Annotated in this window: 15 protein-coding genes; 5 read left to right on the top strand and 10 right to left on the bottom strand. The window is 36.8% G+C overall.

Going from position 1 to position 14560, the window contains the following annotated elements; genetic code table 11:
- Positions 1-443: iron-sulfur cluster-binding domain-containing protein (locus tag RUH60_RS04715; RefSeq protein ID WP_313805940.1), on the top strand; the 443-nt coding region annotated here is incomplete at its 5' end.
- 180 nt (positions 444-623) lie between these two features.
- Positions 624-1418: a hypothetical protein gene (locus tag RUH60_RS04710; protein WP_313805938.1), complete on the top strand. Its 795-nt coding sequence runs from the start codon at positions 624-626 to the stop codon at positions 1416-1418.
- 17 nt (positions 1419-1435) lie between these two features.
- Here RUH60_RS04710 and RUH60_RS04705 read toward each other — a convergent pair whose 3' ends face one another.
- The gene (locus RUH60_RS04705) at positions 1436-2470 is read right to left on the bottom strand and encodes a glycosyltransferase family 9 protein (protein WP_313805936.1); all 1035 of its coding nucleotides are present in this window, start codon (positions 2468-2470) and stop codon (positions 1436-1438) included.
- A gap of 11 nt (positions 2471-2481) precedes the next feature.
- Positions 2482-3087: a DUF4254 domain-containing protein gene (locus RUH60_RS04700; protein WP_313805934.1), complete on the bottom strand. Its 606-nt coding sequence runs from the start codon at positions 3085-3087 to the stop codon at positions 2482-2484.
- Between the two features lie 79 nt (positions 3088-3166).
- On the opposite strand from RUH60_RS04700, the gene upp reads away from it, so the two are divergent.
- Positions 3167-3820 carry a uracil phosphoribosyltransferase gene (gene upp, locus RUH60_RS04695; RefSeq protein ID WP_313805932.1) on the top strand — a complete coding sequence of 218 codons (654 nt, stop codon included), beginning with the start codon at positions 3167-3169 and terminating at the stop codon, positions 3818-3820.
- On the opposite strand, the gene RUH60_RS04690 is transcribed toward upp, so the two are convergent.
- The gene (locus RUH60_RS04690) at positions 3815-4744 is read right to left on the bottom strand and encodes a DUF6427 family protein (RefSeq protein ID WP_313805930.1); all 930 of its coding nucleotides are present in this window, start codon (positions 4742-4744) and stop codon (positions 3815-3817) included. The genes upp and RUH60_RS04690 overlap by 6 nt on opposite strands.
- Before the next feature lie 113 nt (positions 4745-4857).
- Between RUH60_RS04690 and RUH60_RS04685 the strand changes: the two genes are divergently transcribed.
- Positions 4858-5088 (top strand): DUF6341 family protein, encoded by a 231-nt coding sequence (locus RUH60_RS04685; protein WP_313805929.1) that lies wholly within the window; start codon positions 4858-4860, stop codon positions 5086-5088.
- Positions 5089-5142: 54 nt separating this feature from the next.
- On the opposite strand, the gene purD is transcribed toward RUH60_RS04685, so the two are convergent.
- On the bottom strand, positions 5143-6414 hold the full coding sequence (gene purD / locus RUH60_RS04680) for a phosphoribosylamine--glycine ligase (protein ID WP_313805927.1): 1272 nt from the start codon (positions 6412-6414) through the stop codon (positions 5143-5145).
- A 113-nt stretch (positions 6415-6527) separates the two neighbouring features.
- On the opposite strand from purD, the gene RUH60_RS04675 reads away from it, so the two are divergent.
- Positions 6528-7838 carry a phenylacetate--CoA ligase family protein gene (locus RUH60_RS04675; protein ID WP_313805925.1) on the top strand — a complete coding sequence of 437 codons (1311 nt, stop codon included), beginning with the start codon at positions 6528-6530 and terminating at the stop codon, positions 7836-7838.
- Here the strand turns inward: RUH60_RS04675 and RUH60_RS04670 are convergent.
- From RUH60_RS04670 to RUH60_RS04645, 6 genes are all read right to left on the bottom strand, one after another.
- Positions 7835-8587 carry a glycosyltransferase family 2 protein gene (locus RUH60_RS04670; RefSeq protein ID WP_313805923.1) on the bottom strand — a complete coding sequence of 251 codons (753 nt, stop codon included), beginning with the start codon at positions 8585-8587 and terminating at the stop codon, positions 7835-7837. The two genes, RUH60_RS04675 and RUH60_RS04670, sit on opposite strands and share 4 nt — an antisense overlap.
- Positions 8587-9954, bottom strand: a complete 1368-nt coding sequence (locus RUH60_RS04665; protein ID WP_313805921.1) for an undecaprenyl-phosphate glucose phosphotransferase — start codon at positions 9952-9954, stop codon at positions 8587-8589. The genes RUH60_RS04670 and RUH60_RS04665 overlap by 1 nt, the downstream gene beginning before the upstream one ends.
- Positions 9954-10937 (bottom strand): UDP-glucuronic acid decarboxylase family protein, encoded by a 984-nt coding sequence (locus RUH60_RS04660; RefSeq protein WP_313805919.1) that lies wholly within the window; start codon positions 10935-10937, stop codon positions 9954-9956. Before RUH60_RS04660 ends, RUH60_RS04665 begins: the two co-directional genes overlap by 1 nt.
- On the bottom strand, positions 10938-12251 hold the full coding sequence (locus RUH60_RS04655; protein ID WP_313805917.1) for an O-antigen ligase family protein: 1314 nt from the start codon (positions 12249-12251) through the stop codon (positions 10938-10940).
- On the bottom strand, positions 12190-13299 hold the full coding sequence (locus RUH60_RS04650) for a DUF1972 domain-containing protein (RefSeq protein ID WP_313805915.1): 1110 nt from the start codon (positions 13297-13299) through the stop codon (positions 12190-12192). Before RUH60_RS04650 ends, RUH60_RS04655 begins: the two co-directional genes overlap by 62 nt.
- Positions 13300-13365: 66 nt before the next feature.
- Positions 13366-14487 (bottom strand): glycosyltransferase family 4 protein, encoded by a 1122-nt coding sequence (locus RUH60_RS04645; protein ID WP_313805913.1) that lies wholly within the window; start codon positions 14485-14487, stop codon positions 13366-13368.
- Between the last annotated feature and the right edge of the window lie 73 nt (positions 14488-14560).

The raw sequence follows: 14560 nt of genomic DNA, 5'->3' as shown, positions 1-14560 counted from the left end.
ATTCGGAAAAAGAATTTGACAAATTTTATTTGTGCGGTCCGGAAGAAATGATTTCTGCGGTCAGCAATGTTTTGAAAGAGCATAATGTTCCGGAAAAAGACATTAAATTCGAGTTGTTCTCTACAACACCGAATGAAAGCTCAGCCGAAAACACTTTAGGCGGACATACCAAAATTACGGTTATGGTTGACGATGAAGAATTCGATTTTGAAATGGCACAAAAACAAACCGTTTTGGAAGCTGCTTTAAAACAAGGTATTGATGCTCCGTATTCCTGCCAAGGCGGTATTTGCAGTAGCTGTATTGCCCGTGTTATCAAAGGCTCAGCAACGATGACGAAAAATTCTATTTTAACCGATAAAGAAATTGCTGACGGTTTAGTCTTAACGTGTCAGGCACATCCAACCACACCAGAAATTTATGTGGATTACGATGATGTGTAATGTAGTTCATCTTTAAAAAATACTTTTCACCTATAAAATCAACCGACAAAATGTATTTTGTCGGTTTTTTATTTCATTTTATCGATTATTAACTCTTTACATATTAATGAGTTAGCAAATTATTTAGATTCGCGTTGCGTTTGTAAAAACACATCCAAAAAACAAAAAATTAACTAGAAAATGAAAACAATTTATACGTTATTCATCAGTCTTCTATTGCTTTTTTTTAACTTAACGGTGACCGCTCAGGTTGGGATTGGAACAGCAACTCCAAGAGGTGCTCTTGAGATTAATTCATCAACAACCGGTTTCTTATTGCCAAGGGTTGCGCTTACCGCCACCAATGTAGCCGCCCCAGTGGTTAATCCTCAAGGAGGCGCATTAATTGCTGGAACTTCTGTTTGGAATACCGCTACAACAGCAGGAACGTACTCTGTCGTTCCAGGAGTTTATTTTTGGGACGGAACTTCTTGGATTTCACAGTTCCAACGAAAATACAATGTGTCTTTTGTTCAAAATAACAATTTAACATGTGCCACAAGTGCCTCAACATACACCAACATCCCCAACCTTACAGCAAAAAGCTTTGTAGCGCCATACAATGGAACCTATCAAATAATACTTCATGGTTATTTAGGAGGTACTACTGTTGATGATACAGATGCTAAATTAGGTTTTGTTGAAGGTAATTTTCGTTTAACTGTAAACGGAATCCATACAGTTAATTACACGTATGCCACAAGTTTCTTTAAAGACGGAGGGATTTGGGGCACAGATACCGATATTTATGAATTGTTCAACCAAACAACAATTATTTATAACGTTCAGTTAACCGTTGGTCAAACGTGTACTTTAAATGCTTCTTATTGGGGAATTGCTGACGATAATTTAACAACAGCTTCACCTCATGTTATTGGTAAAACCACCGCCATGGGTAATCTTTGTCGAATAGAAGTAACCTACTTAGGACAATAATAAATAAAAAGGAGCTTTTAAAGCTCCTTTTTAATTGTATTGATAACGGTTTCGGGTGGAATCGATCGCATGGCATCTTCGTAGCCTTCAACTTTTTTATTACCGTAAACCGATGTTGGTAATAACGGATAACGTTCTCTTTCCGAAATAATACAAAAAGCATCCGGTTGATTGAACGGTTTGAAACCAGCGTAAGGATGTGTGGCGCCCCAAAGCGTGATGACTTTAATTCCTAACATTGCAGCGATATGCGCATTGCCGGAATCCATGCTGAGCATCATATCAAGGTTGGAGATCAAATCCAATTCCTGTTGTAATTTGAGTTTTCCAGCGATAACAATTACGTTATCATATTCTTTTTTCAGATGAATTAACTGTTCGATTTCTTGCTGTCCGCCGCCGAAAAGAAAAATTGTATTGTTATTTTCTGCTGCCAATCCATCAATAACCTGTTGCAACAAATCAAGAGGATAGACTTTGCTTTGATATTGCGCAAAGGGTGCTATTCCAATCCAATTTCCCGACTTCTCGTTGGTGACTTTTAAAATTTCTTCCGACAAAACTGCTTTTTTTGGAAACTCAGGATTCGATAAATCAATTGCATATCCTAACTTCTTAAAAGTATCCGCATGTCTTTCAAACATTGATTTTAATGGTTTGAAAATTTTATTTTGGGCTCTTGTTAAGGCTTTTTTATCGGCTCTGCCTTTATCGGTGGCGGCAACTTGCATTCCGCTTAAAGCAAATAAATTTCGAACCACTTGCGAACGTAGTACATTGTGCAAATCGGCAAAAAAATCAATCTTTAATTTTTTTAAATCGGAATACAATCGAAGCAATCCCAAAAAACCTTTATGTTTGCCTTTTACATCAACGGCGAAAAAATCAACATTAGAAATTCCATCAAAAAAAGGCTTGAAAAAAGGACGGGAAACTACGGTAAGTTTAACTTCAGGATACTGCAAAACTAAGGCTCTCAGTACAGGAACCGTCATAGCGACGTCGCCCATAGCTGAGAGCCTTATTACAGCAATATGCTTTGGTTTAGTCATCAATAAAGATGCTATTTTTTATTCTGATACAACACGGGGTTCAATTCCTCGTCGTTGTACATTTTCATCTGTTTGTACACTTTCATGTATTTGTCACCATTGGCAATATCGGTCAACAATTCGCTGATGGACGTGAACATATCGCTCTTCTGATCCAACAATACATTCAATTTCTCCTGACATTTAGCGCGGTGCTCCGGAGTGGCTTCTGCACGATTGGCTTCTTCATGCATGTGGTAAATTTTTAAAGCCAAAATTGACAAACGGTCAATCGCCCAAGCCGGACTTTCAGTATTAATTTTTGCATTCGGTTTTACCTGAACGTCTTGGTATTTCTGCAGAAAATAACTATCGATGAATTCCACCATGTCGGTACGCACCTGATTCGAAGCGTCAATTTTACGTTTCAAATCCAAAGCGGCTACCGGATCGATATTCGGATCGCGAACAATATCTTCATAATGCCACTGCACGGTATCCACCCAGTTTTTGGCAAACAACAAATATTCGATAGAACCTTTTTCAAACGGGTTTTTCACCGGTTGGTACACATCGTCTACAATATGGTATTCTTTGATACTCTGTTCAAAAATCGGGAAAGCAAATTCAGCGAACATATTTTTTAAATTTATTTACAAATATAGTTTTTTAAATTCTGAACCTTTAACTTTGGTCTTTAAACTTTACACAAATTCTATGCACATTCATTATATCTCCGAAAAAAACAGCATCCTGAATCATTTTTTAACGCAATTGCGCGATGTTACAATTCAGAAAGACAGCATGCGTTTTCGTAAAAATATCGAGCGCATCGGGGAAATTATGGCGTACGAATTGAGTAAAACGCTTGACTACAAAGCCATTGCCGTACAAACGCCTTTGGGAACCAAACATACCACGACTATTGCCGAACCTGTTGTTTTGTGTTCCATTTTAAGAGCCGGTTTAGCCTTACACCAAGGGTTTATGAACTTTTTTGACGATGCGGAAAACGGTTTCGTTTCGGCCTATCGCCATCATTACAACAACGATGATGCGTTTGAAATTTTGGTGGAATACCAAGCCGCTCCGTCCTTTGAAGGCAAAAACCTGATTTTAATTGATCCGATGTTGGCTACCGGACAATCGTTAGTCGCAGTTTTGAACAAGTTGCATTTGGAACAACAACCGAAAGAAATTCATATAGCTGTTGTGATTGCTGCGCCCGAAGGTATCGCTTATTTAGAAGAGCATCTTCCGAAAAACTGTCATTTATGGGTTGCCGCTTTGGACGAAAAACTCAACGAGAAAAACTACATCGTTCCGGGATTAGGTGATGCTGGCGATTTGGCTTACGGCAGTAAATTATAATTGTCCGAAGAAAATAATTAAAGCTGTTAGAACAATTCCGCCTAAAACGCCTTCTTTTACCCAATTGTTTTCCTGACTTTCCAAAAAATTGGTTCCCATGACCGATAACGGAAAAAAGGTAAACATCAGAAAACTATTGTTTTTTGAAGCGGATAACACATAAATACCAACCCCCAACAAAAAGGTAAAAATAATTTTTTTGTACGACGACTGCATATTCAGCGGGCGATTCGGCAAGGAAAGTAATTGCGAAGCAAAGAACAATACCGCTACCGAAGAAAAGAAAGCCAACGCCACATTTTGAAAGCCGTTTTCAAAATAAGTAAAGTCAAAACTCACCTGAATTTGATTCCGAACAAAATCGAACAACGTCGGATCAATTAAAAGTACTGCCAACAAAAAGAAAACCGCCACGGTAAAAAGAGCAATAATCGGAATAATCCAATTGCGGTAATCTCCGGAAACGTGAAAAATGATGGAGATGAAAACCAAAATCAAAAACAAAATGCACCAAAAGTGAAACAACGAGGCAACAAAAATCCAAAGGGAAGCATCAAAAATTTTCTCCTTTGGTGTAATCATCGACTGCATGGAAACCAATCTTCGCATTGCCAAAAGCAGGAAAAAATTAGCTAAAATCACATTGGTGTTAACTAAAACCGTTGGAAATAAGATCAAAAAGATGCCGAATAGAAAAGCGGCGTAACTGTTGTCTTTGCTTAAGCTGTTGCGTTTGGTGACAAAACGCACCAAAAACATGGAGCCTACCAAAACCAATAAAAGAAAGATTTTTTGGGCCACCAAATGATAGTGTCCCGTCCAAGACAAGTCGTTGGTCAGGTATAAAAAATAGAAAATTACCAGCATCAAACCGATTAAAAGATAATTAATTGGACGCGATTTATTAAAAAGACTTGCTATCATGCAGATATTTTATATTTTTGTGTCTGTAAAGATAACATTTGTACAAAAGAGACCACTATGCAACATTAAGTTTTCTGCATTTGGTTCCCTAATAAAATTAAAAAACGAAACCTATGAAAGCTTTTTTTGAAGGAATTCAGTACTTATTCGAAGAAATTCTTTTCGCTCCGATGCATTGGATGAGAGAAATGGAATTGTCTAACTGGTGGACAGCCAACACCCTAAACTGGATTTTCATTATCATTTGTTGTTACTGGACTTGGTACTGGACCAAAGAATTAAAAATCTTCAAGGACAAAGGAGACGATGAGCAAGATACAACCGCTCACTCTTTCTTAAAATAAGACATAAAAAAATCCCGATTTCACAATCGGGATTTTTCTTTTTTATACTTTATGCTACAAATCAAAACCGATATCTTTTCGGTAATACATGTGCTCAAATTGTAGTTTCGCAATGTTTTCATAAGATTTTGTAATCGCTTCTTCAAAATTATCACCATACGACGTAACCGCGATTACACGACCTCCGTTAGTTACAATCTCGCCATCTTTTAAAGCTGTTCCGGCATGAAAAGCAATCGAACCTGCTACGTTTTCCAAACCTGAAATTATTTTTCCTTTTTCATAATCTTCCGGATAACCGCCAGATACTACCATAATGGTTGTCGCGCTTCGCGGATCGATTTCAAATTCCACTTGGTCTAAAGTTTGATTGGCCATCGCCTGGAAAATTTCCACCAAATCAGATTGCAAACGCGGCATGACTACTTCCGTTTCCGGATCGCCCATGCGCACGTTGTATTCGATTACGAACGGATCATCTCCCACTTTTATCAAACCGATGAAGACAAAACCTTTATACTCGATAGCGTCTTTCTGAAAACCATCAATAGTTGGTTTTACGATGCGTTCTTCTATTTTCTGTAAAAACTCCGACGTTGCAAAAGGTACGGGTGAAACAGCTCCCATTCCACCAGTATTTAGTCCGGTATCACCTTCGCCAATGCGTTTGTAATCTTTCGCGGTTGGTAAAATTTTATACGATTTCCCATCCGTTAATACGAAACAGCTTAATTCGATTCCGTCTAAAAATTCTTCAATCACTACTTTGGAAGAAGCGTCTCCGAATTTGGCATCCACTAACATATTACGCAATTCCTGTTGCGCTTCGGCTAAATCATTCAAAATCAAAACACCTTTTCCGGCTGCTAATCCGTCTGCTTTTAAAACATACGGCGCATTTAAAGTGGTTAAAAAATCACATCCGACTTCAACGGTATCTTTCGTAAAACTCTGATAACGAGCCGTTGGAATATTATGACGAACCAAAAATTCTTTCGCAAATTCCTTACTTCCTTCTAATTGCGCGCCATTTTTAGACGGACCAATTACAGGAATAGTGTTTAAATCAGCATCATTTTTAAAGAAATCGTATACGCCATTTACCAAAGGATCTTCCGGACCCACCACGACCATTTCGATGTTTTCGGCCAGCACCAAATTTTTTACGGCTGCAAAATCATTCGGGTTGATGTTTACATTGGTAGCAATCGCTGCTGTACCGGCATTTCCGGGTGCAACAAACAATTTAGAACAGCGAGAACTCTGAAGCATTTTCCAAGCCAGTGCGTGTTCTCTTCCGCCTGAACCTAACAATAAAATAGTCATGTTGTTGTGTTGTTGATTTGGGTGCAAAAATAGTCGCTTTTCTACGGAAAAAAAAGTTTCCGTGCTCTGTTTATAACTTCGGTTTTAGTATTTTTGAAAAAATTCCCCGATACGTGTTTCGATTGTTTGATTTTTCCTTGTGGTTTAGCGGTTTTCCGATGAAGAAGGCCCAAACGCTTTTTGATACTGTTTTAGAGATTGAAGAAGCCGAATATCCGCAGTATGTTGAGAATCAATGCGAAAAAATTGTAGCATTTCATCTGAAACACAATTCGTTCTACCAACAACTAACCGGAAAAAAGGAATTTACAAGTTGGAACGATTTACCCGTACTCACTAAAAAAGATCTACAAAAACCTTTAGTGGAACGCCTTTCTGAAGGTTATTCGGTAAAGTCCGTTTTTGTAAATAAAACTTCCGGCTCCAGCGGCGATCCGTTTGTGTTTGCCAAAGACAAAGAAGCACACGCCATTACTTGGGCTTCTATTATTTACCGTTTTGGCTGGTACGGCATCGATTTCAACCAATCGTATCAGGCTCGTTTTTACGGAATTCCGTTGGATTTTATCGGCTACCGAAAAGAACGTTTGAAGGATTTTTTAGGCCAGCGTTATCGTTTCCCTATTTTTGATTTGTCGGATGCTTTTCTGGAAAAAGTGCTGGTGCATTTCAAAACCAAAAAATTCGATTACATCAACGGTTACACAAGTTCTATCGTTTTGTTTGCGAAATTTCTACAAGCAAAAAATATTGTTTTAAAAGACATTTGCCCAACATTAAAAGTTTGCATGGTGACTTCCGAAATGTTATTTGACGAAGACAAAGCGCTGATGGAAACACAATTTGGCATTCCGATTGTCAACGAATATGGTGCTTCGGAACTTGATTTGATAGCGTTTCAGAATCCTGAAGGCGAATGGCAGGTTAATGCGGAGACCTTGTTTATGGAAATTCTTGACGAAAACAACCAACCGGTTTCTCATGGTCAGGAAGGACGTGTGGTGATTACTTCGTTGTACAACAAAGCGCATCCTTTTATTCGGTACGATATTGGCGATGTGGGTGTTTTGGATGAAAAAAGCACAGCAAAAAAACCGATACTGAAAAAACTGATAGGGCGAACCAATGATGTAGCATTACTTCCGAGCGGAAAAAAAGCACCTGGTCTTACCTTTTATTATGTGACCAAATCGATTATTGAGGACGACGGAAATGTGAAGGAATTCATCATCCGACAAACTAAAATTGACACTTTTGAAATTGATTATGTAGCCAATTCGGAACTGACTTCAGAACAGAAAAAGGAGATTCAGAAAGCCATTGACACGTACTTAGAACCCGGATTGCAGTTTTCCTACCACCGAAAAGAAATTTTGGAACGCACCTTACGCGGTAAATTAAAACAATTTCAGACCGAACTTTAATTACGGTATTTCATAAAACCGCGATACATCCAATGCAACATATAATAAGCGGATTGGACGATAGTTAGCTTTTCCACTTCGCGGTAAAACTGCCATTGGTATTTAATCAAGTTCTTTTTATTTCGGGAAAGCGAATTTTCACGGATGCGATAAATCGCTTTAGGTTCCTGAATTCCGTAGGCAAACGGAATTTCTTTTAAATATTGCAACCACAACCCCATATCCTGACGTTTGCGGATTTCCGGCATGAATTTTTTCCCCAAAACTTCGATATGTACAAAAGCCGTCAGACAACTAATGGAATTACTTTTTAGGATATCTGTATAGGTCACTTTCTGCGGAACTATAAAATCCGAATACACAAATTCCAACTTCTCATTGGCTCTTCGGTAAGAGGAAAAAACGAAAGGAATTCCGGTTTGCTGGATGGTTTGAATACTGTTTGCAATAAAATCGGGAAACCAAATGTCATCGGCATCCAGAAAAGTCATATAATTACCTGAAGCGTTTTCAATTCCGACATTTCTGGCTTTTGCAGGACCGACATTTTGTTGCAGTGGGAAAAATTTAATGCGTGATTCCGTCTGGCAAATCTTTTGAACAACTTCAACGGTATCGTCTGAAGAACCATCATCCACAATTAACATCTCCCAATGGGAATGCGTTTGTGCCCGAACCGAACGAATCGTTTCTTTAATAAATTTAGCAGAATTGTGCGTTGGGGTTATGATGGAAACCAAATCGTTCATTAGTATGCTTTTTCTTCGCCTTTAAAAATATTCACCACGGTTTGGACAATAATTTTAAAATCTAGAAACATTGACCAGTTCTCGATGTAAAAAACATCGTACTTGATACGGTTGATCATGTCTTCATCGGTTTCGATTTCACCTCTAAAACCTCTAACTTGAGCGAGTCCGGTAATTCCAGGTTTTACATGATGACGAACCATGTATTTTTTAATTCGATTTCCATACGTTATATTTTGTGACCAAAGGTGGGGTCTTGGCCCAACAACAGACATATCTCCCAATAAAACGTTGAAAAACTGTGGCATTTCATCCAAACTGGTTTTTCGGATAAAACGTCCTACTTTAGTCACGCGTGGATCGTTACGAGAAGCTTCCTTTTCTGTGGTTTTATTAGGCAGCATGGAGCGGAATTTATAACAAAAAAATTCTGCCTCATTTAAGCCAGGACGACTCTGCTTAAAAAAAACCGGTCCCCTAGACTCAATCAAGATAAGCAATCCTAAAATTGGTACCAACCATGACAACACTAAAACAATAACTAGCATTGAGAAAAAAATATCAAAAAAACGCTTTACAAATTTGACAAAAGGTTCGTCTAATGGCGATTTTTGTAAAGAAAGTACCGGAAACATTTCATAATAATCTATTTTCAGATTTTTAGAAAAGATCTCTTTAGAATCCGGTATAAATTTCAAGGCAATCTCGTTAGCATCTGTAAATTCAACCAAATCCTTGATTTTATTATCGGACAATTCATTTAACGAACAATAAACTTCATCTATTTTCTGATTGATAATAAAATCTTCTAAAACACTGAGATTTCCTTTAATTTCATGATTTTGGACTTTGTCTGAAAAAAAACCTAAAAAACGATACCCTAAGTCAATACGATTTTGAAAAATCTCACTTAATCGGATTGCTTCTTTATTATATCCAATAATAATAGCGTTCCTATAATTGCTACCGGTAGCAATTCGATACTTTTTAATGTAATAAAAGGTTAGCGCCTTAAATAAAATTATGAGTGAAAATGTAGTGGTAAGAGATAAAGCAATTGCCTTTCCACTAAAAACAGTTGTTTTGGAGAAAGGAAAAAAAGCAATAACAATCAATAAGAAAATTACAGCTTGCTTAGCAATTTTGGTAAAAATTTGGACTGGCGTAGTGTATCTATAAATTTCATAGAACCCCGAAAAATACGCTATTATAAACCAACCTGTTATTTGATAAATATTGAAATAAAAATAATTAAGCCCCAACTCTCTAAAGAAGAAAAACGGAAAACCAATCAATAAAATCAAATCTATGATAATACTGATCGGTTTTAGGTACTTTGAATATCTTCCTCGCTGAGCTGCTACCATTATTTAATATACTCTGAAAAGTCTTTATGCTCTTCTTTAGCCAATTCTTCAGGAGTTAAGGATTTGAAATACTCATAAGTGATTTTCATTCCTTCTGAACGGTTAACTTTGGCTTCCCATCCCAAGATTGTTTTCGCCTTTGTTGTATCCGGTTGACGTTGCATCGGGTCGTTAACGGGTAATGGATGGTAAACTACCTTCTGATTGGTTCCCGTTAATTTGATGATTTCTTCTGCAAAATCCTTTATAGTGATTTCATCAGGATTACCAATGTTAACCGGTAAGTGGTAGTCTGAATGTAACAGTCTGAAAATTCCTTCCACCTGATCATCTACATAACAAAACGATCGGGTTTGAGAACCATCACCAAAAATAGTTAAATCCTCTCCTCGCAAAGCCTGACCGATAAAAGCTGGAATTACACGACCGTCGTTCAGTCGCATTCTTGGTCCATAGGTGTTGAAAATTCGAACGATACGGGTTTCTAAACCGTGAAACGTATGATACGCCATGGTAATAGCTTCCTGATAGCGTTTGGCTTCATCATATACGCCACGTGGACCGATCGTGTTCACATTTCCATAATAATCTTCCGTTTGCGGATGCACCAACGGATCACCATAAACTTCTGACGTGGAAGCAATAAGAATTCGCGCCTTTTTAACACGTGCCAAACCTAAAAGATTATGCGTTCCCATGGCACCCACTTTAAGGGTTTGAATAGGAATTTTTAAATAATCGATAGGGCTGGCCGGTGATGCAAAATGTAGTATATAATCTAAATTACCCGGTACATGGACAAATTTGGTAACATCGTGATGGTAAAACTCGAAGTTTTCCAACTTGAACAGATGAGCAATGTTTTTCAAATCTCCGGTAATGAGGTTATCCATACCGATTACGTGATAACCTTCTTTAATAAATCGGTCGCACAAATGAGATCCTAAAAACCCTGCGGCGCCTGTTATTAATATTCGTTTCATTTAATTTTGTTTTTTGGTTTGAATCCCTCCATATGAGTTAAACAAGCAGTAAAAAAGAATAAAAAAAACAACGCCTCTTTGTCTGCTTAAAAACGATTCTGTCAAAAATAAGCTTATCATTAGAATTCCGAAAACAAAATGTATAAAATCTTTATTATTTATGGCATACTTCAGATTTAAAACAAGCATTAATACCAGCATTACAAAACCCAAAAATCCGATTTCTGCAAAAAACTGAAAATACTGATTGTGAAAATTCATGCCTCCATATCCTTGATGTAAATTATAAACTTTCTCTTTTTCAATAAGTTTATTTGTGGTTGCATTCAACCCAAATCCATTCCAAAAAACAGGATTTTCATCAAGTAACTCAAAAAAAATACGGCTTTGATAAACCCTAAATGCGGTACCCGAAAAAAAATCGTTAGGATGAAACCGCTCACTATTCCAAGCTTCAGACAAACTTACAAAGTGAACCCCGTTTTCATCATAGGTATTTACCGTTTCCGCCTTTATTTCCTTATAAATTCTTTCTTTCATTTTTCCAAATAAAGCAATGGTAACAATCAGACTGAAAAGAGAGAAATAAAGCACCTTTTTTAAGTTCAATTTCCCTTTGAAAGTCATATAATAGTAAACTGCTAAAAGAAACACAAATACAACAATGATATTCTTAGAAGATAATAACACAATGAATGAGAGCAGAAGCGCCAGGCAAATCTTATCGAAAACACTTTTTCCTCTTCTGATTAGAAGCACAAAAAATGCCAAAGATGCAAATACCGAAACATGTATGGCGTTTAACAATTGAGGAATAAGACCAAAACCCATTCTTCCTTCTTCTTCATGGTAAAAGAAAACAGCCAAGTCTTGTACTTCAACGTATCTGATTAAAGCTCTCAAGAGGTAGAAAAAAGCATAGCCGGCCATCCCGTAGCCATAGTATAAAATAGCTTTAGCTTTTTGTTGCTCATTAATTACAGGGAAAAATATAAAAATGAGTGGTATCAAAATAAGAAATAACTCTTTTGACAATGCGTTGAGGGTTGCTTCCCGGTCTATGCTCCAAAACCAACTAAAGAGCATTAACAAATAAAGTAAAATAGGCAAGAGCATCGGAAAAGAAACTTTTCGCTCCATTTTTTGCTTCCATACAACAGTAATGATTAACCCAATCAAACAGACATTATTGATGCCTAACTTTAAAGGAATAGTTGTAAGTAACAATACAACCCAAAGACAAACAGGGTTTTTATTGATTTCTTGTCGGATGTTGACCGATACATTCTTCAAAAAATTGTAAATAATCGCCATTTATTTTTCCCCAATTAAAATCGTTTTCTATTGCTTTGTAATTGTTCTGAATCTTTTGCAAGTTATCCTTTTTATTGACAGTTTGAAGTAGATTTTTTACTTCTGTTGCATCAGAAAAATAAAAAGCGTTATCCTTTAAAACTCCTCTGTTAAAATCGTTGTGATGTGCAGCTATCAAAGCCTGTGAAGCCATTGCTTCTAATAATGAAGGATTGGTTCCACCAACGGAATGCCCATGAAAATATACTTTTGAATAGTACCTGAGGCTATTGAGATGATCTAGGTTGTAAATTCCACCCATAAAGCGAATATTCGGAAAATATTTGAACTTATTCTTTAAATATTCACCATATTTTGTATTATGTTTTCCAATAACCAAAATGGGCGTTTTATCTTCGCAGAGCGAGACACCTTCCAAAACCATATCAAGATTGTTCTCTGGCTCGAAACGCGCCATAACCATGTTGAATTTTCCGGGTTCAATTTTATATTCCTCCAGAACACCTAGATTAGGAGTATTAAACGGATGTGCTCCGTAAGCAATATAAGTTGATTCTTTTTTATATGTCTTCTTCAAGAAAGATTGAATTCCAAGAGAATCCGCCACCAAATAATCGCTGGAAACAGCTGCGAGCCATTCGGCCACTTTAAGAAATTGGCGTACCGGCCAGGAATACTTAGAACGTTTCCATTCCAAACCATCCATATTAGTAATGATAATCGGTTTTTTAGGTAGGAGAAAAAACCAGATGGAATTACTAGTGTAACCTAACTGGAGAATGATATCAAAATCCCTTTTTCTGGAATCCATAATACAGTTGTAGTCGTAGATAAACTGACCAAAAGTCCCGTATTTATACTCTGGATCGTGCTTGTGTATGATATTTACTCCTTTAAAATTATTTTCCTGAAACGGGTGATTGTGCGAATTATAACAATACACCTCATGGCCTTTTTCGGCTAAATAAACAGTAAAAAATTCGGCAAATTGTTCAAATCCTCCGTAGTAGTTGGGTACGCCTCTGGTTCCTATGATGGCAATTTTCATAAAGATTTTTTAATAAATGTCAAAAAATAGTGGGTTTAATAATTTTTATAACTTTTAAAACATCATCTAAAATTTGGTTACATAAGTCTTTTGAAGTAACTGATAACCTTGTAATGTTATCTCAGCTGTTTTTTCCCAAGTAAATTCGTTTATGATTTTGGTTTTTAATACTTGGCTAGGCTCACTATTAAAGGCTTTATCTAATGCCTCTTTTATTGAGTGGATATTATCCGGTTCACAATAAAAAGCCTGATCTCCAAAATAATCATACGTATCGCCTTTAGCGGTTACCACTATGTTACAATCCATAGCTGCAGCTTCTATCGAGGAAAGACCAGGGGTCTCCATCCAACTTATCAAAGCATGTACTTTTGCAACTTTATAAAGGTCTTTAAGATCTTCGTGAGGTACTGCACCTAAGAAAAAGACATTTTCTCCGGCTTCTTTGTGCACTTCTTCAACATATTTTTTTTGGTTTTTAGACTCATTTCCGGCTAAAACCAATTTATAATCGGTTCCTTTTACCGCTTTAACCAAATTAAGTGTTGATTTTCTCCCTTCGATACGAGCTGCGCATAAAATACAATCCTGGAATTTTTCATATTTGTTTACTCTACCAGACACTTTCTCTGAAAAAATAGACTTATCTATGGCATTAGGAACGCTAACATATCTGTAATTTTTCAACTTGAATTCTGCCTCAACTCTTTTCATTTCAGAATGAGAATTAGGCATAAAAACTGCCGTGTTGTCTACAATCTCCTTCATCAATCCATGGTAGCCTTTAAACATCATGAATAAAACACCTTTGTGCATTCTTCTCTCCTTATAATGTTTAACAAGAACCTTTATATAACCTATCTGATATGGAGAAAGCCAATTTGCAAGCTTTTGAAACAACCCTCCTCTTGCCTTTCGCTCAAATTCCGTATACAGACCATATATAGTTGAAAGCGCTATCGGCTTATTCTGCTTTTTGGCATTTTTCATCTGACGATAAATATCCTGAGGTTCCATAAGGTTGAACAAGTGTACTACATCGTATCCTTTAAGATTGGGTTCAAAGTCAAGAGATATATCTACCTGTACCCCAAGCTTTTCGAGAAATTCTTTAGTTTTCAACATCTGAATCATGTCTCCTCCCGGCGCATCAAATAAATTAGTTCTTGTTTGAAACAGTACTCTCATTAGTATATTTTAATAATTGCAAATATAGTTTTTATTACTAGTTTTACATTTCTAATTTATTGGATTCCTTGTA

The organism is Flavobacterium sp. (assembly GCF_032153895.1).
In the GTDB taxonomy this organism is placed as follows: domain Bacteria; phylum Bacteroidota; class Bacteroidia; order Flavobacteriales; family Flavobacteriaceae; genus Flavobacterium.
The sequence above is the reverse complement of the archived record's forward strand: the minus strand, read 5'-3'. Positions and strand labels throughout refer to the sequence as shown.

Excerpts from the sequence above, each read along its gene's own strand:
- RUH60_RS04685 (WP_313805929.1), top strand. The coding sequence starts at position 4,858 with ATGAAAGCTTTTTTTGAAGGAATTCAGTACTTATTCGAAGAAATTCTT.
- upp (WP_313805932.1), top strand. The coding sequence starts at position 3,167 with ATGCACATTCATTATATCTCCGAAAAAAACAGCATCCTGAATCATTTT.
- RUH60_RS04690 (WP_313805930.1), bottom strand. The coding sequence starts at position 4,744 with ATGATAGCAAGTCTTTTTAATAAATCGCGTCCAATTAATTATCTTTTA.
- RUH60_RS04645 (WP_313805913.1), bottom strand. The coding sequence starts at position 14,487 with ATGAGAGTACTGTTTCAAACAAGAACTAATTTATTTGATGCGCCGGGA.
- RUH60_RS04650 (WP_313805915.1), bottom strand. The coding sequence starts at position 13,299 with ATGAAAATTGCCATCATAGGAACCAGAGGCGTACCCAACTACTACGGA.
- RUH60_RS04670 (WP_313805923.1), bottom strand. The coding sequence starts at position 8,587 with ATGAACGATTTGGTTTCCATCATAACCCCAACGCACAATTCTGCTAAA.
- purD (WP_313805927.1), bottom strand. The coding sequence starts at position 6,414 with ATGACTATTTTATTGTTAGGTTCAGGCGGAAGAGAACACGCACTGGCT.
- RUH60_RS04705 (WP_313805936.1), bottom strand. The coding sequence starts at position 2,470 with ATGACTAAACCAAAGCATATTGCTGTAATAAGGCTCTCAGCTATGGGC.
- RUH60_RS04700 (WP_313805934.1), bottom strand. The coding sequence starts at position 3,087 with ATGTTCGCTGAATTTGCTTTCCCGATTTTTGAACAGAGTATCAAAGAA.
- RUH60_RS04710 (WP_313805938.1), top strand. The coding sequence starts at position 624 with ATGAAAACAATTTATACGTTATTCATCAGTCTTCTATTGCTTTTTTTT.
- RUH60_RS04655 (WP_313805917.1), bottom strand. The coding sequence starts at position 12,251 with ATGGCGATTATTTACAATTTTTTGAAGAATGTATCGGTCAACATCCGA.
- RUH60_RS04660 (WP_313805919.1), bottom strand. The coding sequence starts at position 10,937 with ATGAAACGAATATTAATAACAGGCGCCGCAGGGTTTTTAGGATCTCAT.
- RUH60_RS04665 (WP_313805921.1), bottom strand. The coding sequence starts at position 9,954 with ATGGTAGCAGCTCAGCGAGGAAGATATTCAAAGTACCTAAAACCGATC.